We start from the raw sequence: 17,523 nt of genomic DNA on the forward strand, positions 1-17,523 counted from the left end.
GCCGAAACTCTCAAAACACCTATACACCTTCAGACTTATGGGTAACAGTAAGCCTTATCAAGAGGGCAGGGACTTTAAGAGAAAATCTGTCTACCCTCAATATTTATCAAACTCACGTTTAGTATTATACCATATTCTGCGAAGATGCTCAGATGAGTCTTCATTCATTAAATTGCTTTAGGCAAGTTTTGTGCCAATTCCGAAAATAAACGCGTATTTTGTCCCTAAGTTGTTAGAATTTCAAGTGTCCATTTAATGAGTAATCCATCCGAAATACACGGTCCACTAAGCTTGCCAAACGGAGCAAAGGCATTTCCTTCTTGTAAAAATAAATATTCTCGCCGAAAAAATGGAATATATTTGTCGGATCTTGATGATCGTCGGTTAAGACAAAAATTGTAGGTTGGCAGACAAAAATTGCTTAAGAACACGCAAAAATTGTAGATTAACACGCAAAAATTGTAGATTAACACGCAAAAATTGCTTAAGTGGAAATCCAGACTTCTTATGCGCGTTTTTTGTTCTCCGAAAAAACGCGATGTAGTGTCCCCTTCTTAGGGCAAATTTTGTTATGCCAATGATGGAGGTAGATGTAAACTTTTTTTAAGAGTCTCTCGTATAATATGTTATAATGTAGGGGCGAGGTGACCTCGTCCCTACGCGGATCAATCTAAAGGAGAAAAAGACATGAAGTTGCAAGTAACTTTCATACTATTGTTGTTTTTGGCGATGACGGCATTTGCCGGGTGTTATACGCAACTCGGTTATCAAGAACATGGCTGGCAAGCCCATGTTGGAAGCGCGTCTTCAGATTTCGATCGGAAATACCATAGGGTTTTGGAGAAAGAGGAAACGGAAGATCACTCTGAAGCGGAATCGGAAGAATTGGAGCCAGAGCATACCGATGCTGAGGCATCGGAAGGCTATTACGGACGACGGAAGTATACGCATCGTGAAACCTACGTCTACCCACGCAGATACCACGGCAGCTACTGGGGACCTTACCCACTGTATCCATACCGTTCTTACATGCCCGTTATGCCGTATTACTCACACCCTTGGTTTTACGGATACGGGTATTACGGCTATTCGCCTTACTACCGCTATTATAGGGGATATTACCCGTATACGAACGTCTATCGACGGTATTACGGTAGGAGTCGGTATACACCGCTCTCACGACGGGCGTACAACAAAAGGGATTTGCGACTTGAAAACCGGCGTTCTCGGAGTTCACGCAGCGTGACATCGCCAAAGTCAAGATCGGAACGACCCCAGCGACGCATAAGAAATCGGAACTCAAATTAGCCAAGTGGTGGGTCTACGGAAAAGTGCTTCAAACTCCCAAACCCACCTAAACGAACCGCAAGGAAAAGTTAAAAGACGGAGGAAATGGAACCATGAAACCAGCAGTGTATATAACATTTATCAGTTTATTGAGTATGACTGTTTTTGCGACTGTCGGCACATCGCAAGTAGAAGAGATGGCGATCGGAAATACGTTCGGTGTTGGGGCTCGGACGATGGGAATGGGGGGTGCTTCACTTGCACTCGCTGATGATTTCACCGCGCTCTATTGGAATCCGGCAGGGATGGCGCAGATCCAAAAGTTTGAACTGTTTAGTAGCTTTTCGCATAACACCGCGAGCACGGATGCCTACTTTACCGGTGATGAGATTACGGGGACGACCCGCTCACAGATGCGTCCGAATTCGATCGGGTTTGTTTATCCGTTCCATGCGAGGCGTGGCGGTTGGGCAATCGCTTTCGGCTATAATCGTCCGCAAAATTTTGACTATCAGACTGCGATTCAGGGGATTGATCCGAGTTCAGGCACTGAATTCAGTGGATTGGCTGTTGACGAGACGGATGTAAACAGTGGTGGCATTGGGATCTGGAGTTTCGGCACGAGCGTCTACGTGTCAAAACGCGTGCTTATTGGAGGGTCGTTGGACTTCTGGCAGGGGAACAGTCTGAATGAGCTGGATACCACAGCCACGGATCTGTTGAGGGTGGATAGCGAGTTATCGCGTTTCAGATACGATGACGAAATTGACAGGGAGTACTCAGGTTTGGGCGCTCGGATAGGACTTCTGGCGCATCTGACGGATGCTGTCAGTGTTGGTTTAACCCTGGTTACACCGATTGAATTGGGGGTTGATGAACTTTGGTATCAATCGACGCGAGCGGTTTATGACGACGGAGAAGAGATGTCGGATTCTATGAGCGGGGCGCAAGTATTTGATATTGAGAGACCCTTTGAAATTGGAACTGGAATTGCTGTGAAATTATTTGATGATGATTTGGTCTTGGCAGGTGATGTCCAACTCACGGATTGGACGCAGACTCGTTACGATCCGGCACCAGCGGATGACATTTCGCAGGATAATTTTGAGGCGTTCTACGCTACAACGCTTCAGGCACGGCTCGGCGTGGAATATAGGATACCGGTTATTGATACACACGTCCGTTTCGGTTATTTTCGGGACACGATTCCGTTCACCGATGCTGAGGTTAACGACGCACGCGATTTCTTAACGTTAGGTGTCGGAAAAATCTTTGAAGACTCTCTAAAGTTTGATGTGGGGTATATGTTAGGGACTTGGCAGCGGAGCAGGAATGAATTGACCACAGAGAGGCTTACACATCGAGTGTTTGTATCAGCTGCATATCGGTTTTAATGGCAGTCAGTAGTCGGTTATCGGTTATCAGTTAAAGAGGGGGCTGGTGAATCCAAAAGTCTCTTGTAACTGACAACCGAAAAGGTTTTCGTAGAAAACCCGAACTGATAACTGACAACCATTAAACCAGTTGAATATAGCCCATCTGTGCCCCGTCGCCTTTTCGGAGTTCACCTCGTATAATGCGTGTATATCCACCGCTTCGGTCTTGATACCGGGGTCCGATGTCATCGAACAGTTTGCGTAGAATGGCGTGTTTATCGAGGTCTCTCGTTTCTTCGCCTCTTTTGGGTTTATAACGCAGATTGGTCCCATAGAGCATTTTTGCGGCTTGCCGGCGTGCGGGTAAGTCGCCGCGTTTGGCGAGCGTAATCAACTTTTCGGCGACACGCCGAAGTTCTTTACACTTTGGGAGTGTCGTCCGAATTTGTTCGTGTTCAAATAGCGCGGTGGCTTGATTGCGGAAAAGGGCTTTTCGATGGCTTGTCGTTCGTCCCAATTTCCGCCCGCGTTTTCTGTGACGCATCATCTTCCTCCATTTACGCGTTGTCGTGAAGAATTACACAGGGGGTTGCAAAGGGGCTTGGATCATATTTTCTTCGTCGATGTCCGCGTCGTCTAAGTCGTCCAATTTCATTCCGAGGGCAAGTCCCATGTTGGCGAGTTGCTCTTTGATTTCATTTAGCGATGTCCGCCCAAAGTTCTTGTATTCCAACATGTCCTTTTCCTCTTTTGTGACGAGTTCTCGTATAGTTTTGATATTTGCCGTTTCGAGGCAGTTACTGGCTCGGACGGAGAGCTCAAGTTCGGAGACGGGTTTGGCGAGGTATCGATCGCGCCGGAGTTTTGCCTCGTCAATCTCAGGTTCCGGTTCAACGTAGGTTTCATCGAATTCTGTGAAGATTTCAAGTTGTTGCAGCAGAATGTTGGCAGCGCGTGTGACCGCTTCCTTTGCCGTGATGGTCGCATCCGTCCAGACTTCGAGATTGAGTTTATCGAAATTTGTCATATCGCCAACGCGGGTTTCTTCTACCCAGAAGTTCACTTTCTCGACAGGTGAGAACTTCGCATCGACTGGAATCAATCCAATTTCGTGATCTATGGGTCTATGCTCTTCGGCGAGTGAGTATCCTCTCCCCGTTTGCGCGTGAATCTCGATGTCCAATGCTTCGCATTCATCGAGTGTTGCGATATGCTGGTCGGGGTTTATGATCTCAATGAGAGCGTTAGAACGAATATCAGCCGCTGTAACCTCACCGGATCCTTCCGCTTTCAATGTAAGTTTCGTTGGATCGTCAGTTGCGATATTTAACCGGATCTCTTTGAGATTAAGTATGATCTGTACGACATCTTCCACGACTCCGGGAATCGTAGCGTATTCATGCTTTACTTGCTCAATTTGAACGGCTGTAATCGCCGCGCCTTTAATTGAGGAAAGGAGGACTCGGCGTAGTGAGTTGCCGAGGGTTGTTCCGAACCCGCGTTCAAAAGGTTCGGCAGTATATTTTGCGTAATTAGGGCGTAAGGAATCTGTATCCGTTTTTAGCCGATCGGGCATTTCCAGCTCGGACCTTATCATCGATTTCCTCCTATAAGCTTAAAATAGTTGTCGGTTTTAACCATCAACTCGGGTTTCCTTAACACTTTTATCAATGCACAGGTTGACGGTTAAAGGTGTCGGTAATCGATTTTCAGTTAAGAGGTTTGCATTTAACCAGGGAAATCCGCAGAAACCCCCAAGCAAAACCTTCCTCTTGTAACTGATAACCGTTAACCGATAACCAATATGGGGATATGTCTATCGGGAGTAAAGTTCAATGATGAGTTGCGTTTCAAGGTCGATAGCGATTTGCTCTACTATAGGTGCTCCTTGAACACGCCCTTCTGCTTTGTCCGTGTCAATTTCCAGCCATTCAGGGGCGCCGCGATGCTGTGTGTATTCTAACGCCTCTTGAATGGTTGCGAGGTTCCGGCTTCGTTCGCGCGGTGTGATGACATCGCCAACTTTCACGATATAAGACGGGATATTCACCCGTTTGCCGTTCACTGTGAAGTGGTTGTGCTTCACTAGTTGACGTGCCTGGTTGCGGGAGGTTGCGAACCCGAGTCGGTAAACGACATTGTCTAACCTGCGTTCAAGGAAACCAATTAAATTCTCACCAGCAATACCCGTTTGGCGCGCTGCTTTGAAGTAATAGTTCCGGAATTGTTTTTCAAAAACACCGTAAGTGCGTTTGACTTTCTGTTTTGCACGCAACTGTCGGCGGAAATTGTCCGCACGACTTCTGCGTGGCGGCGTCTGCCCGTGTTCGCCAGGCGGGTAGCTGCGGCGTTCAAAAGAACATTTCGGTCCGTTGCAGCGCCGCCCTTTCAGAAAGAGTTTTTCGCCTTCCCGTCGGCATAATTTACAGACTGAATCTAAATATCTACTCATTCCCTCTCCTTGTGTATGAATGTGGCCCTCAACTCGTGCTTGTAAGTCTTGTATCGGAGTTGAGTTGCGGGTCAACTTAAACCCGTCGTCTTTTAGGCGGACGACATCCATTGTGTGGAATGGGAGTCACGTCCTTCATTAGTGTAATTTCGAGTCCGGCTGCAGCGAGTGCTCGTATAGAGGACTCTCTTCCGGATCCGGGACCTTTGACTCTCACCTCTACGCGTTTCATGCCGTGATCCATTGCTCTGCGGGCGCATGCTTCCGCTGTCTGTTGTGCGGCAAAAGGCGTTGACTTCCGTGAACCTGTGAAGGTCATGCCAGCGTTCGCCCAAGCAACAGTGTTTCCGCTTAAGTCTGTGATTGTAATGATTGTGTTGTTGAAGGTCGCCTGTATATGCGCGATCCCTTCAGGAACGTTCTTGCGTTCTCGTCTTCTTCCACGCACAACGATTCTCCTTTCTTAGCAGGGGTGGTCAGTTAACACTAACCGCCCTTGCGTGCTGCCTCTTTAGCTTTTCTGCCGACGGAGATGGTTCGTGCCTTTCCTTTACGGGTGCGTGCATTCGTATTGGTGCGCTGCCCACGAACAGGTAACTGCCGACGATGGCGTAGCCCCCGATAACTGTTAATGTCCATCAGCCGTTTAATATTCTGGTCGATTTCACGGCGCAAATCACCTTCAATTTTATACTCTTGGACCTTATCTCGGAGTTGACCGATCTCGTTTTCGGCGAGGTTGTCAACTTTTTTGCCGGGATCGATCTCCAGATCGCTGACAATTTGCACTGCAGTGTAGCGCCCGATACCATAAATTGCCGTCAAGGCAATATCCACACGTTTATTTCGGGGTAAATCAACCCCCGCAATCCTTGCCATGTGTTTGCTCCTCTTTTAGCCTTGGCGTTGTTTGTGCTTCGGGTTTGAAGGACAAATGACGCGGACTATCCCTTTGCGTTTGATAATTTTACACTGGTTACACATCTTTTTAACAGAAGGTCTGACTTTCATAGTGTCCTCTTTCAGGTAAAAGTGCTTAACGCCGTCTGCCTTTGAGTTTGCGATCTTTTAAGAATCCTTCGTAATGGCGGACCGTTAGATAGGATTCGATTTGTGACATTGTATCTAACACGACCCCGACAACAATCAGGATAGAAGCACCTTCGACCATGTTCCCAACCTGAAGCTGGCTCGTGATAATAATCGGAATCACAGCAATAGCAGCGAGAAATACTGCGCCTGGCAGTGTGATGCGTGTAAGCGTGGTGTTGATGTAATCTGCGGTCTGTTTACCTGCTCGTATCCCCGGAATAAAACCCCCGTATTTCTGTAAATCCTCTGCCATCTGTATTGGATTAATTTGCACGGCTGTGTAGAAGTAGGTAAAACCCACAATTAATAAGGCATAAACAGTGAGGTACAACGGTGTTCCCGGAGCGATGAGTGTTTCTACACCGGTTACCCATCCCCAGTCGCGCGGTAGAAAACCGAGCACGGTCGGCGGGAACTGGATCAATGTCACAGCGAAGATGATTGGAATCATACCAGCGGCATTAACACGGAGGGGGAGATGTGTTGATTGCCCACCAATGACTCTTCGTCCGCGAATCTGTCTGCCGTATTGCACGGGAATCTTCCGCACAGAAAGCGTGATAAACACAGTTCCCATAACGGCTACAACGACAAGTGCTACTAAAAGCGCCAGTTGTAGAATTCCGAATTCCGGTCTTGTCACGAGGTTGTTGAAAACGGTTGTGACACCCCCGGGCAATCCAGCCACGATACCAACTGTAATAATTAATGAAATACCTTGTCCAATACCACGCTCCGTGATCTGTTCACCCAACCACATAACGAAGGAGGTTCCGGCAGTGAGCGTTATCACGACAAGGAAATGCCACCAGAGGTCCGGGTTCCTCACGATCTCGCCTGCTTGTCCGGTTATGTTTTCCGGGTTCCGCAGCACGATGCTGATTGTGATCCCTTGAATGATACTCAGTAGAACGGTTCCGTATCGGGTATACTGCGTAATTTTCTTCCGACCGTCAGGTTCTTTGGACAGTTTCTCCAAAGAAGGCACGATGACGGCGAGGAGCTGCATAATGATTGAGGCACTGATATACGGTTGTATGCCGAGCGCGAAAATAGTCATCTGGCTAAACGCGCCACCAGAGAACAAGTCGATGAATCCAATGACATTTCCACCCCGCTCCATGAGTTGCTGGAAAAAAGCCTCGAGGGCTTGGTCGTCGATACCCGGAAGCGTGATATGTGCGCCAAGGCGGTAAACAATCAAGAGCAACGCTGTAAAAATGATGCGTTTCCGCAATTCCGGTATTTTAAAAGCGTTTTGAACTGCCTTAATCACTTATTTTTTTTCCTCCTGTACGGACTGGGTTCCCCAGCCCCTACGATGCTTAAGCAGGGTCGTTAGTGGTCGCATGCATCCCGAGGACCTCGGTTGTGCCGCCTTTGGATTCAATTTTCTGGATTGCAGATTTTGAGAAGCGATGTGCTTGAACTTTCAACTGTTTTTCGAGGTCGCCGTCGCCGAGTATCTTTATCAAGGCGTTTTTCCGCTTGATGATTCCCGCGTCTCGAAGGACTTCAGGATTGATGACGGTGGCATCTTCAAAAGCGTTGAGGGTTTCGACGTTGATGACATCGTACTCCAATCGTTTATGTCCGGTGCGTCGCGGACCTCGCTTCGGGAGCCGTCGCACGAGTGGCATTTGTCCGCCTTCAAACCAGGCAGGGATTGAAGCACCAGATCGGGATTTTTGACCCTTGTGTCCACGTCCACAGGTGCCACCCCAGCCTGAAGCGTTACCTCTGCCGACCCGCTTTCTTGAGCGAGTCGCGCCCGGTGCTGGTTTAAGTTCGTTCAATTTCATCAGGATTTACTCCATTTTTTACGGAATCGTTTTCAGCTTTCAGTTATCGGTTATGCGTTAAAGAGGGTTCTGATTTAACCAACACTCCTCTTAACTGACAACTGATGACTCATTTAGCGTTTCTTGAGCAGTTCTTCGACAGGTATATCTCGCAACCGAGCGACTTCATTGACATCTTTGAGGTTTTTTAATCCAAGCATGGTCGCTTCAGCGATATTTTTCACATTCCGAGAAGAAAGGCATTTTGTGAGTGCATCTCGAACGCCTGCGAATTCAAGAATAGCGCGCGTTGCATGTCCTGCGATAATGCCTGTCCCGGGTCTTGCTGGTTTTAGCAAGACTTTGGCGGATTTGAATTCGCTGATGATTTCATGCGGAAGCGTCCCGTTGATGATTGGAACCCGGATCAGATTTTTTCGAGCGTCTGCGAAACTTTTTCGGAGCGCGCCGGCGACTTCACTTGCGCTACCAAATCCGATACCAACAATCCCATCGCGATTTCCGACAACGGTGAGTGAGTTAAAACTGGGCGTTCGTCGCCCTTTACCAACTCGCATTACACGGTTGATGGTAATCATGCGTTCCTCAAATTCATGGTCATCAAGGTTGATTTTATCTTTCAGCATGTTTTAAGCTATGGCCTCCTGGGGCCTCGCTCCACTTCATTTCGCCCGGGTTCTCGTGAAGTTCCGATTCATCTTTAAAAAGCGATACCGGAAACACAGAAAACCTGCCCGAAATTTAATGGACGGGTTTTTGCTTGGGGGTTGCCCTGAGCAGAAACTTGGTAGGGGCTGGGTTCCCCAGTCCTTACAAGAGATTAAAACTTTAATCCTTCCGCCTTTGCAGCTTCAGCCAGGGCTTTGATCCGCCCGTGGTAGAGGTGTCCGCCCCGGTCAAAAACAACTGCCTCAATCTCCTGCTGCTTGGCTTTTTGTGCGAGAAGTGTGCCGACGCTCTCCGCTGCCTTAACGTTTCCACCGTTTGCGAGGTTCTCTCTCAGTTCAGGTGATAAAGTCGAAGCTTCGGCAACCGTCACACCACGTTCATCATTAATGAGCTGCGCATAAATATGTTTTGAACTTCGAAAAACGGAGAGTCTCGGTCTGCCCTCGGTGCCGCTGATTTTTCGGCGGACTCGCTTGCGGCGGCGTAAATGACTCATCCGTTTCTTTTTTGTAAGTACCAAAGGGTCTGTCCTCCTCGTTAGCCAGCAGCCGCTTTTCCTTCTTTATCGCGAACGCGCTCGCCATCGTACCGGATGCCTTTACAGGGCTTATAAATCTCCGGTTTCTTAATTTGACGAATAGACGCTGCCACTTGTCCGACCAGCTGTTTGTCGATGCCGCTGATAATGACAGGTGTATGTGTCTGGCCATCTATGGATTCAGTGGCTTCAACGCTCAACGTTATTCCGTCAGGTGGGGAGTAAGTAACGGAATGCGAATAGCCAACATCAAGCACCAAATTACTCTCACGATTGACCTCAGCACGATAGCCCGTACCGACGACTCGTAGTTTTTTTTCAAAGCCCTCTGAAACACCAGTAACCATGTTGGCGATAAGGCTACGCGCCAATCCGTGCAGGGCTTTGTGGTGTTTTAGTTCACTTTTTCTTTGGACGATTAGGACATTTTCCTCAAGTGTTACGTTGATGCCTTCTGGCACTCTCCAATTGAGGCTCCCTTTGGGTCCATCTACCTGCACGTCACTGTTGTTTAAAGCGATTTGCACCTTGTCTGGCACTGGAATCGGTTTTAGCCCAATACGTGACATTCTGTATCTCCCAACTCATTGCGGGTCATCATCAAGATCTTACCAGACGTAACAGAGAACTTCGCCTCCGATTTTCTCCTGTCGGCATTGTGGGGTCGTTTTGAGTCCACTGGATGTTGACAAAATAGCGACTCCGAGTCCTCCGTAAACCTGTGGCAAATTGTCGGATTTGGCATAAACCCGCCTGCCAGGTTTGCTGATACGTCTTAGGTTTGTGATGACCTTCTCTTTTTTCGTATTTCCGTATTTCAAGTAAATTCTTAAAATCCCCTGTTTCCCATCTTCGATGAGACGATAATTTCTGACGAAACCTTCTTCTGCAAGGATGCGTGCGATCTCAGATTTAACGTTTGAAGCGGGGATTTCGACGCGTTCATGTCCTGCCATATTGGCATTGCGGATACGCGTGAGCATATCAGCAATCGGATCGGTCATCGACATGAAAGATTCTCCTTATTTGGTTTTTTACCAACTCGCCTTTCGGACACCGGGTATTTTACCGGCTCGGGCATAGAGTCGGAAACAGATACGACACAACTCAAACTTGCGAAGATACCCACGCGATCTGCCGCAACTTTTACAACGACTGTATTCTCGGGTTCGGAACCGCGGGGTTCTTTTCTGTTTGGCAATCCATGATTTACTTGCCAACCTGAATACTCCTTTTCTTGTTTACCCGTAGCACTTACGGGTGTTGCCTCCGGCTGTTAAACAGGAGTTGCTCGTAAAGAATGCCTACCGAGTCTTTTTACTAAAGTTTAGCGAAAGACCTCATCTATTGTCGGAAAGGCATGCCTAAAAGCTTTAGCAACTCGCGGCCCTCTTCGTCAGTTGGGGCGGTCGTAACGATGGTTACATTCAGTCCGCGAATATCGTTAACTTGGTCGTAGCTAATCTCGGGAAAGATTAACTGTTCCGTGAGCCCCAGGGAATAGTTGCCCCGCCCGTCGAAAGCATCCGGTGATATACCGCGGAAATCCCGAATTTGGGGTAACACGATGTTGATTAAGCGGTTGAGAAACTCATACATTCTTTCCCGCCGCAGTGTAACCTTACATCCGATCGCCATGCCGGGCGTGCGGTTTAACTTAGATGGACCTCTGATTTTGAAAGCAGAGATCGATTTTTTCGCACGGGTAATCATCGCGCGTTGCCCCGCAATAAGGGTCAGTTCTTCTACGGCATCTTCCAACGCGCTTGGATTCTGAACTGCTATCCCTACTCCGATATTCAGTGTAACTTTGTCCACTTTCGGAATCTGCATCACATTTTGATAGTTAAAACGCTGTTGCAACGCGGACATAACTTCCGTTTGGTAAAATTCTTTAAATGGGCTCATAAGCCTTTATCCTATTCAATCTTTTTGAGATTAGAAACGTGGATGGTGCCTTCGCGCTCAACGACCCCGCCTTGTCCCGCCTGGTTTGGACGGAGGTGCCGGACAACTATATGAACACCTTCAACGATTGCTCGCTGTTTCTTTGGGAACACCTCTAAAACGACACCTTCTTTACCGCGATCTTGCCCACTGAGGACGACGACAGTGTCGTTCTTTTTGATATGCAGTTTTTGCTGTGCCACAATTGTCCTCCTAAATAACTTCAGGCGCGAGCGAGACAATTCGGGTGAACGCCTTTTCTCTGAGTTCACGTGCAACAGGGCCAAAGATGCGAGTACCACGCGGTTGATTCTGCGGATCGATGAGGACAGCAGCGTTCTGATCGAATTTAATATAGGAACCATCTGCGCGTCGATATTCTTTCGTCGTGCGGACGACAACTGCCCGAACGACTTCACCGGCTTTTACCTGCGTATTGGGTACTGCTTCCTTGATGCTTGCTACAATCACGTCGCCTACGCGTGCGTAGCGTCGACGGGTTCCGCCAAGCACACTAATGCACATTAATTTTCTTGCGCCAGTATTATCAGCACAGGTTAATCGAGTATATGATTGAACCATTTTTGTAGTCTCCTCTACCGTTTTCAAAACGGGAACCTGTTTGGAAACGTCAGAGTGGAGATGAAGCCCTTTCTTCTCAAGTGCCGTGCGAACCACATTGCTCTGTTTCTCACCCTCTCATACGGGCGACACAAACCACGCGTTGTTGGTGGCACTTCTTAATCGTTTGCGGTCTGCCCTGCGCTTACTATCGCTTGGACCCGCCACCGTTTGTGACGACTCAGCGGGCGGGTTTCGACAACCTGCACCACGTCACCGACGTTACAATTGTTCTGTTCATCGTGAGCCAGAATCTTTTTCGTTTTCCGGACAACCTTTTTGTAAAGCGGATGTTGAAAGCGTCGAACAAGCGACACTGTGACAGTTTTATCCATATCGTTACTCGTAACAAGACCTGTCCGAAATTTGCGATGTCTTCGTCTTTCCTCGCTCAACTTTATCCTCCAAACCAGTCAAAACTTATTAAGTGCGTTTTTTCAGCGCACCATCAAATGTGATCCGTCGGCATCGGACTCTCGCCTCTCACCGATTCCTATAAATCCCGTCTACTCGGCTCGGAGCCGTAGGACGGTTTTCACGCGTGCGATGTCCTTCCGAATCTTACCGATAGTTGTTGTATCCTCTTGTTGTCCTAAAATACTTCGGAATTTCTGGTTAAACAGATTCTCTTTCAGAGTTTTCAGTTCACCTTCTAATTCTTCGGTGGTTTTTCCGCGTAGTTCATCCGCTTTCATTTTTCCGAACCTCCATGTATGTCGTCAAATTTTTAAACTGTTAAATCTGGGCATCGTTCCACTTCGTTTCACGATGGTTTCTGATTAAGTACGAGGGGATTCAGTAGACCCACCCCGTGTGAGTTAGACCAAAAACCTGCCCGAAATGTAATGGAGGGCAGTCCAAGAGCAATGAATCAAAAAAACGAAATTACGCATTCCGTGCAACGAACTTAGTTTTGATTGGCAATTTGTGGGCGGCTCGTTCCATCGCCCCTTTAGCGTCTTCAAGCGAAACGCCACTGAGTTCATAGAGAATTCTGCCGGGTTTAACGACGGCAACCCAATGTTCAGGGGGTCCCTTCTTCCCCTTACCCATGCGCGTTTCTGCAGGTTGTTTACTGAGTGGTTTATGTGGAAAAATTTTGATCCAAAGTTTTCCACCTCGGCGGACATATCGGGTGATAGCGATACGTGCCGATTCAATCTGATTGCTGGTAATCCAGCCTGCTTCCATTGCTTGCAAGCCGTATTCGCCGAAGTTAATCTGTGAACCTCGAAGTGGCTTCCCACGGCGTTTTCCACGATGCACGTAGCGGCGCATCACGCGTTTCGGCATTAACATCTTAAATGCCTCCTTAAGCATCTGCCCGGTGTTCTCTTGGGCGGTTATGAATTGCCTCCGCTTCGACGCTGTCGGCGCTGTCCTCTTCCTCTGCCCTGTTCGCCAGATTGACGGGAGCCGGATTGACGAGAACCGGATTGACGAGAACCGGATTGACGGGAGCCGGATTGACGAGAACCAGAACGCCTATCGCCACGGCGGCGTGCAGGACGTTGTGAACCTGTGTCTTCCCGGCGTCCAGCTTGACGACGATCAGCGGGGTCAGCCTTCAAGTTGATAATTTCGCCTTTGAAGATCCACGTCTTGACCCCGATTTTACCATAAGTTGTGTTTGCTTCTGTAAATCCGTAGTCGACGTTCGCTCTGAGGGTGTGAAGAGGGACGCGTCCCTCAATACTGGATTCGGCACGGGCGATTTCCTTACCGTCCAGTCTCCCACTCACCATGATCTTGACACCCAAGGCTCCGGCTTGTATTGAACCAGAGATTTTCCGGCGCATCGCTTGTTTAAAGCCCGCGCGCCGCTCTATTTGTGTCGCGACATCTTCTGATACGAGTTGGGCATCCAGCTCTGGTTCTCTGATCTCCGAAACATTAATCCGTACAGGACATCCGACCTCTTTTTCGAGCAGCGCTTGTAGTTTTTCAGCTTCGGCACCGCGACGTCCAATCACAATACCGGGGCGGGCTGTATGGATGTTGATGCTGCACCGGTCTGCTACGCGTTCGACTTCAACACGCGAGATACCGGCACGCGCGAGCTGCTCTTTAACGAACTTCTGAATTTTAAAATCTTCATGGAGCCATTTGGCATAATTCTGCTCGCTGTACCACTTTGAATCCCACGTCTCAATGATGCCTAAACGTAATCCACGCGGATGAGTTTTTTGTCCCACGCAAACCTCCTATTGAGTTCTTCCCCGTTCGCGATGTAGAAGATAAGCAGGGCTTTTGGTGTTTTGTAAGTGCACGGCTTACTCACCATTCTCGCCACTCTCCTCATCAACGACGACCGTGATATGGCTGCTCCGTTTTAGGATTCTGTTCGCCATACCTCGTGCCCGGGGACGTATCCATTTCCGCGTAATCCCTTCATCAACCCGAATCTCTTTAACATATAGGTTTGTGAGATCGATGTTCGGATCTTGATATTGTGCGTTCGCAGCTGCTGACTGAATGAGTTTGTAAATTATAGGGGACGCGGCTTTATGCGTAAAGCGCAGCTGACTTAACGCATCCTCAACATACTGATTACGGACGAGATCGGCTACTAAACGGGCTTTCCGTGGAGCAACCGACGCGTTCCTAATCTTAGATCTGGCTTCCATCAGTATCTCCTAATAAAAGCGATTTTCGGGTTTCGTTGTGATTCGCGACCAAGCATCCACGTGCATCCTTTGATAAAAAGGTGAAGTTGCGGAGAACCTCAATGGACGATGAAAACTATCACAAAGTTATCTTCTACCTCCACCACCTGAGTGGGCACGGAAGGTCCGAGTCGGTGAAAATTCTCCCAGTTTGTGTCCTACCATATTCTCGGTTATATACACAGGGAAAAATTTTTTCCCGTTGTATATTGCCAAAGTGTGGCCCACCAACTCAGGGGTAATCATTGAACGGCGGGACCAGGTCCGCACCACCCGTTTACTGCCAGAACGTTCCATGGCGGCTATCTTCTTAGCGAGTTTCGGGTCTATGTAAGGTCCCTTTTTGACAGAACGCGCCATTGTGTTTCTCCTTTTTATGCTGTTCCTTGCCGACTATTTCCGCTTCCCAACGATGTAACGATTCGATTTCTTCTTCGGGTTTCGGGTCTTATATCCTTTGGTCGGGACCCCCCAAGGCGTAACGGGATGTCTACCCCCGGAACTTTTACCTTCGCCACCCCCATGCGGATGGTCGATCGGATTCATAGCGACACCTCTAACTTTCGGGCGTTTTCCGAGCCATCTCGAACGTCCGGCTTTACCGATAACAATCTGGCTGACGTTGCCGATCTGTCCGAGCGTCGCCATGCCTTGGACGGGAACGAGGCGAATCTCACCGGAGGGGAGTCGGATACGCGCGTACTTTCCTTCTCTGTCGACCAACTGCGCTGCAACGCCAGCACTCCGGACGAGTTGTCCACCTTTCCCGGGACGCATCTCTATGTTATGGATTGACGATCCGAGTGGGATTCTCTCAAGGGGTAAAGCGTTGCCAGGGCGAATTTCTGCATCTTCACCTGACTGTAGCATATCACCAACCTGAACACCGACGGGGGCGAGAATGTAACGCTTTTCACCGTCAACATAGTGTAATAAGGCGATATGCGCCGACCGGTTCGGATCATACTCAATTGAGGCAACTTTAGCGGGAATGCCAAACTTGTCCCGTTTGAAGTCGATGACCCGGTATCTGCGCTTATGTCCCCCACCGCGACGTCTCACAGTCAAACGCCCATTGGCGTTCCGGCCGGCTTTCTGTTTCGCCCCTTTGACAAGAGATTTTTCCGGTTTGCTCCGCGTAATCTCTTCAAAGGTGTACCCAGTCATGAACCGGCGACTTGGAGTTATGGGTGAATAAGTTTTAGGCACTCTGATTTCCTTTTTTAGTCGTCAATTGTCGGTAATCAAAGAGGGATAACCGACAACTATTCCTATATGGTGTCAAACGCTTGGATTGTCGCGCCTTCTCTCAGGGTAATAATCGCTTTCTTCCAATGTGGTTTTCTGCCCCGTTGATAACGCAACATTTTACCTTTGGGTTTACCACGAACGCGCATTGTGCGAATTTTAAGAATATCGCCTTCAATGTCAAACAATTCTTCCGCGGCTCGACGAATCTGCGGTTTCGTTGCATTGCGATCCACAACGAAGGCGTACTTGTTAGATTCACGGAGGATCGTACTCTTCTCCGTTATCAGCGGTTGTAATATGATCTGATATACATCTTTCATCAGTTTTATCCTTCTGCTGCTGAACTGATGTCTTAACCATAGCCTTTAGGTGGCTAAAAATTTGGATTCCAGTTGCTCGGCGGCGTTCTCAGTGATGATGAGGGTGTCATGCCACATAACCTGATAAACGTTAAGGTGGTTCCATATGCAGCTGTTAACCTGTGGAATATTCCGGACAGAGAGATTAATATTCGAACAGTGTTCATTCAGGACAAGCAGCACTTTCCCTTCCGCGTTTACCGCCTTTAGCATGTTAACGATGTCTTTGGTCCGGGGTTTTTCAAGTGTAAAATCTTCAACGAGAATGCACTGTTGGTTCTGAAACCTGTCTGCGAGTGCACTGTGAAGTCCAAGGTGGCGAACCCGTTTCGGCGTAGCCTGTCGGTAACTGCGCGGTTTCGGACCGAACGCGACACCGCCATGTACTCGATTTGGTGCCTTGGCGTGTCCGACCCGTGCTCTACCTGTTCCTTTTTGGCGGTAGAGTTTTCTCCCACTGCCTTTCACTTCACTCCGGGTTTTAGTTGATGCGGTGCCTTGCCTCTGATTCGCGAGGTAAGCAACGACACACTGGTGAATGACAGGACCATTCACTTCAGCCTCGGTGAACGCATCGGCTAATTCCTTTTCTCGGAGGACTCCCCCAGATATGTTGTGTACGTCTAAGGTTGACATATTTTCCTCTTTTAATGGTTATCGGTTGTCAGTCGTCAGTTAAGGGGTTTTCTGTGGCAATCTTTGCTGCTGTTAGCGTATTCCAGGTTTGTGAAGATTGTTGCAAAGACCGCTTTAACTGAAAATTGATAGTTGATAACTATTAAATCAGTGATTTAGATGCTTTTCTTACCAGCAGCAACCCATTGGGGGGTCCCGGAACAGCCCCTTTAACCACCAATAAATTGCGCTCAGGATCGGCTTGGATCACGGACAAGTTTTGAACGGTATGCCGTTTGGCGCCGTGGCGTCCCGCCATCCGTTTTCCTTTAAAGACTCGGGAGGGGGTCGCACTTGCGCCAATGGAGCCAGGTCTGCGCAAATCTTGCTCGCCACCGTGGCTTTTCCTACCACCCGCGAAATTCCAACGTCTCACCACCCCAGAGAAACCACGTCCCTTTGAGGTGCCTGTCACGTCAACAAGTTCACCCTCTGAAAAAACGCTTGCATCGACAATGCTTCCGACAGATACGTCATCAAGGCTCTGGACCCGAAATTCCCGAAGCACAAATGTGGGTTCAACGTCGGCTTTGGCGAAGTGTCCTCGTTTAGGACGATTCATGCGGCTCTCTTTTTGCTCTCCGAAACCCAATTGAACTGCCTGATATCCATCTTTTTCTTGCGTTTTGAGCTGGACAATGGGACAGGGACCTGCTTGGATGACGGTAACAGGGACCGCTTTACCTGAGTCCTCAAAGACTTGTGTCATGCCGATTTTGCGGCCGATAATTCCATTAACCATTTTCTTTCGCCTTTTGTGAATGATTGAATCTGTGTATCGTTGCCCT

Annotated in this window: 28 protein-coding genes; 2 read left to right on the forward strand and 26 right to left on the reverse strand. The window is 48.5% G+C overall.

All coding sequences use genetic code 11. From position 1 onward, the window contains the following. Positions 1 to 687: 687 nt before the first annotated feature. Both F4X88_00165 and F4X88_00170 read left to right on the forward strand, forming a co-directional pair. Positions 688 to 1,308, forward strand: coding sequence for a hypothetical protein (locus F4X88_00165; GenBank protein ID MYA54682.1), 621 nt, complete (start codon positions 688 to 690; stop codon positions 1,306 to 1,308). Positions 1,309 to 1,400: 92 nt separating this feature from the next. Beyond that, complete coding sequence (locus tag F4X88_00170; GenBank protein ID MYA54683.1) at positions 1,401 to 2,681, forward strand: hypothetical protein; 1,281 nt, start codon at positions 1,401 to 1,403, stop codon at positions 2,679 to 2,681. Positions 2,682 to 2,802: 121 nt separating this feature from the next. Here F4X88_00170 and F4X88_00175 read toward each other — a convergent pair whose 3' ends face one another. The 26 genes from F4X88_00175 to F4X88_00300 all read right to left on the reverse strand — a co-directional run bounded on the left by F4X88_00175 (position 2,803) and on the right by F4X88_00300 (position 17,477). Continuing rightward, positions 2,803 to 3,207 carry a 50S ribosomal protein L17 gene (locus F4X88_00175; protein MYA54684.1) on the reverse strand — a complete coding sequence of 135 codons (405 nt, stop codon included), beginning with the start codon at positions 3,205 to 3,207 and terminating at the stop codon, positions 2,803 to 2,805. Between the two features lie 33 nt (positions 3,208 to 3,240). Then, positions 3,241 to 4,260 (reverse strand): DNA-directed RNA polymerase subunit alpha, encoded by a 1,020-nt coding sequence (locus F4X88_00180; GenBank protein MYA54685.1) that lies wholly within the window; start codon positions 4,258 to 4,260, stop codon positions 3,241 to 3,243. Positions 4,261 to 4,479: 219 nt separating this feature from the next. Then, the gene (rpsD, locus tag F4X88_00185) at positions 4,480 to 5,115 is read right to left on the reverse strand and encodes a 30S ribosomal protein S4 (protein ID MYA54686.1); all 636 of its coding nucleotides are present in this window, start codon (positions 5,113 to 5,115) and stop codon (positions 4,480 to 4,482) included. Between the two features lie 76 nt (positions 5,116 to 5,191). Then, complete coding sequence (rpsK, locus tag F4X88_00190; GenBank protein MYA54687.1) at positions 5,192 to 5,569, reverse strand: 30S ribosomal protein S11; 378 nt, start codon at positions 5,567 to 5,569, stop codon at positions 5,192 to 5,194. A gap of 32 nt (positions 5,570 to 5,601) precedes the next feature. Next, complete coding sequence (gene rpsM / locus F4X88_00195; protein ID MYA54688.1) at positions 5,602 to 5,994, reverse strand: 30S ribosomal protein S13; 393 nt, start codon at positions 5,992 to 5,994, stop codon at positions 5,602 to 5,604. A gap of 15 nt (positions 5,995 to 6,009) precedes the next feature. Beyond that, on the reverse strand, positions 6,010 to 6,126 hold the full coding sequence (gene rpmJ / locus F4X88_00200) for a 50S ribosomal protein L36 (protein ID MYA54689.1): 117 nt from the start codon (positions 6,124 to 6,126) through the stop codon (positions 6,010 to 6,012). Positions 6,127 to 6,151: 25 nt separating this feature from the next. Beyond that, positions 6,152 to 7,483, reverse strand: a complete 1,332-nt coding sequence (gene secY, locus F4X88_00205) for a preprotein translocase subunit SecY (GenBank protein MYA54690.1) — start codon at positions 7,481 to 7,483, stop codon at positions 6,152 to 6,154. 49 nt (positions 7,484 to 7,532) lie between these two features. After that, the gene (locus F4X88_00210; protein MYA54691.1) at positions 7,533 to 8,009 is read right to left on the reverse strand and encodes a 50S ribosomal protein L15; all 477 of its coding nucleotides are present in this window, start codon (positions 8,007 to 8,009) and stop codon (positions 7,533 to 7,535) included. 113 nt (positions 8,010 to 8,122) lie between these two features. Next, positions 8,123 to 8,635: a 30S ribosomal protein S5 gene (locus F4X88_00215; GenBank protein ID MYA54692.1), complete on the reverse strand. Its 513-nt coding sequence runs from the start codon at positions 8,633 to 8,635 to the stop codon at positions 8,123 to 8,125. A 194-nt stretch (positions 8,636 to 8,829) separates the two neighbouring features. Continuing rightward, entirely contained in the window at positions 8,830 to 9,174 is a 345-nt protein-coding gene (locus F4X88_00220; GenBank protein MYA54693.1) for a 50S ribosomal protein L18, read from the reverse strand. 41 nt (positions 9,175 to 9,215) lie between these two features. Then, entirely contained in the window at positions 9,216 to 9,785 is a 570-nt protein-coding gene (locus F4X88_00225; protein ID MYA54694.1) for a 50S ribosomal protein L6, read from the reverse strand. A gap of 39 nt (positions 9,786 to 9,824) precedes the next feature. Beyond that, positions 9,825 to 10,226 carry a 30S ribosomal protein S8 gene (rpsH, locus tag F4X88_00230; protein ID MYA54695.1) on the reverse strand — a complete coding sequence of 134 codons (402 nt, stop codon included), beginning with the start codon at positions 10,224 to 10,226 and terminating at the stop codon, positions 9,825 to 9,827. 24 nt (positions 10,227 to 10,250) lie between these two features. Then, positions 10,251 to 10,436, reverse strand: a complete 186-nt coding sequence (locus tag F4X88_00235; GenBank protein MYA54696.1) for a type Z 30S ribosomal protein S14 — start codon at positions 10,434 to 10,436, stop codon at positions 10,251 to 10,253. A 124-nt stretch (positions 10,437 to 10,560) separates the two neighbouring features. After that, positions 10,561 to 11,124 (reverse strand): 50S ribosomal protein L5, encoded by a 564-nt coding sequence (rplE, locus tag F4X88_00240; protein MYA54697.1) that lies wholly within the window; start codon positions 11,122 to 11,124, stop codon positions 10,561 to 10,563. Between the two features lie 11 nt (positions 11,125 to 11,135). Beyond that, positions 11,136 to 11,390: a 50S ribosomal protein L24 gene (locus F4X88_00245; GenBank protein ID MYA54698.1), complete on the reverse strand. Its 255-nt coding sequence runs from the start codon at positions 11,388 to 11,390 to the stop codon at positions 11,136 to 11,138. After that, entirely contained in the window at positions 11,377 to 11,745 is a 369-nt protein-coding gene (gene rplN, locus F4X88_00250; protein MYA54699.1) for a 50S ribosomal protein L14, read from the reverse strand. The genes F4X88_00245 and rplN overlap by 14 nt, the downstream gene beginning before the upstream one ends. A 158-nt stretch (positions 11,746 to 11,903) precedes the next feature. Continuing rightward, positions 11,904 to 12,179, reverse strand: a complete 276-nt coding sequence (gene rpsQ, locus F4X88_00255; protein ID MYA54700.1) for a 30S ribosomal protein S17 — start codon at positions 12,177 to 12,179, stop codon at positions 11,904 to 11,906. 111 nt (positions 12,180 to 12,290) lie between these two features. Next, positions 12,291 to 12,479, reverse strand: a complete 189-nt coding sequence (locus F4X88_00260; GenBank protein ID MYA54701.1) for a 50S ribosomal protein L29 — start codon at positions 12,477 to 12,479, stop codon at positions 12,291 to 12,293. A gap of 190 nt (positions 12,480 to 12,669) precedes the next feature. Continuing rightward, on the reverse strand, positions 12,670 to 13,083 hold the full coding sequence (gene rplP / locus F4X88_00265) for a 50S ribosomal protein L16 (protein MYA54702.1): 414 nt from the start codon (positions 13,081 to 13,083) through the stop codon (positions 12,670 to 12,672). Positions 13,084 to 13,127: 44 nt separating this feature from the next. Continuing rightward, the gene (gene rpsC / locus F4X88_00270) at positions 13,128 to 13,979 is read right to left on the reverse strand and encodes a 30S ribosomal protein S3 (protein ID MYA54703.1); all 852 of its coding nucleotides are present in this window, start codon (positions 13,977 to 13,979) and stop codon (positions 13,128 to 13,130) included. Between the two features lie 78 nt (positions 13,980 to 14,057). After that, positions 14,058 to 14,411, reverse strand: a complete 354-nt coding sequence (locus F4X88_00275) for a 50S ribosomal protein L22 (protein ID MYA54704.1) — start codon at positions 14,409 to 14,411, stop codon at positions 14,058 to 14,060. Positions 14,412 to 14,537: 126 nt separating this feature from the next. Further along, positions 14,538 to 14,810 carry a 30S ribosomal protein S19 gene (rpsS, locus tag F4X88_00280; GenBank protein MYA54705.1) on the reverse strand — a complete coding sequence of 91 codons (273 nt, stop codon included), beginning with the start codon at positions 14,808 to 14,810 and terminating at the stop codon, positions 14,538 to 14,540. A gap of 33 nt (positions 14,811 to 14,843) precedes the next feature. After that, positions 14,844 to 15,617 carry a 50S ribosomal protein L2 gene (gene rplB, locus F4X88_00285; GenBank protein ID MYA54706.1) on the reverse strand — a complete coding sequence of 258 codons (774 nt, stop codon included), beginning with the start codon at positions 15,615 to 15,617 and terminating at the stop codon, positions 14,844 to 14,846. A 104-nt stretch (positions 15,618 to 15,721) separates the two neighbouring features. Continuing rightward, positions 15,722 to 16,021: a 50S ribosomal protein L23 gene (locus tag F4X88_00290; protein MYA54707.1), complete on the reverse strand. Its 300-nt coding sequence runs from the start codon at positions 16,019 to 16,021 to the stop codon at positions 15,722 to 15,724. A 45-nt stretch (positions 16,022 to 16,066) separates the two neighbouring features. Next, positions 16,067 to 16,696: a 50S ribosomal protein L4 gene (gene rplD, locus F4X88_00295; protein MYA54708.1), complete on the reverse strand. Its 630-nt coding sequence runs from the start codon at positions 16,694 to 16,696 to the stop codon at positions 16,067 to 16,069. A 142-nt stretch (positions 16,697 to 16,838) separates the two neighbouring features. Beyond that, positions 16,839 to 17,477 carry a 50S ribosomal protein L3 gene (locus F4X88_00300; protein ID MYA54709.1) on the reverse strand — a complete coding sequence of 213 codons (639 nt, stop codon included), beginning with the start codon at positions 17,475 to 17,477 and terminating at the stop codon, positions 16,839 to 16,841. Positions 17,478 to 17,523 lie beyond the last annotated feature (46 nt).

This window comes from Candidatus Poribacteria bacterium (assembly GCA_009839745.1).
Taxonomy (GTDB): Bacteria; Poribacteria; WGA-4E; order WGA-4E; family WGA-3G; genus WGA-3G.